Consider the following 521-nt stretch of genomic DNA (forward strand, 5'->3'; position numbering starts at 1 on the left):
GGGTACAGCGCGGGCGGCGCCACCAGAAAGCCCAGCCGCAGCCCAGGGGCCAGCACTTTGGAGAACGACCCCAGGTACACACAGCCGGCGGGGTGGCGGGCGGTCAGGGGCGCGGGCGGTGGGGTGTCGAACCACAGGTCACCGTAGGGGTTGTCTTCCACAATCGGCAGGCCCAGTCGCTGGGTCTCCGCGCTCAGGGCGGCCCGCCGTGCCTCGCTCATGCTGCGCCCGGTGGGGTTCTGGAAATTGGGCAGCAGGTACATGAAACGCGGGAAGCCCCGGGCCGGGGTCAGGTCCAACTGCAGCAGCCGGCGACGTTCCGGGGTTTCGGGTGCGTCGGCCGCCTCCTCGCCCAGCCCCAGGGCCTGCCGCAGCCCGGCCAGCGCCGGGCCTTCGTCGTCGCCGGGCACGCCCACCACCTCGGGTTCCATCGGGCCAAAAGCCTGCAGCGCACCCAGGTAGGTCGGGGTTTCCACCAGCACCCGGCTGCCCGGGTCGATCAGCACCTTGGCCACCAGGTC

The 521-nt window shown here is 72.0% G+C and carries 1 protein-coding gene; it reads right to left on the bottom strand.

What is annotated here, in order from left to right; translation table 11 throughout:
* Positions 1–521 (bottom strand): aminotransferase class I/II-fold pyridoxal phosphate-dependent enzyme (locus HA630_RS27130; RefSeq protein ID WP_166832209.1); only part of this gene is annotated, 521 nt, incomplete at both ends.

It is taken from the genome of Aquabacterium sp. A08, assembly GCF_011742065.1.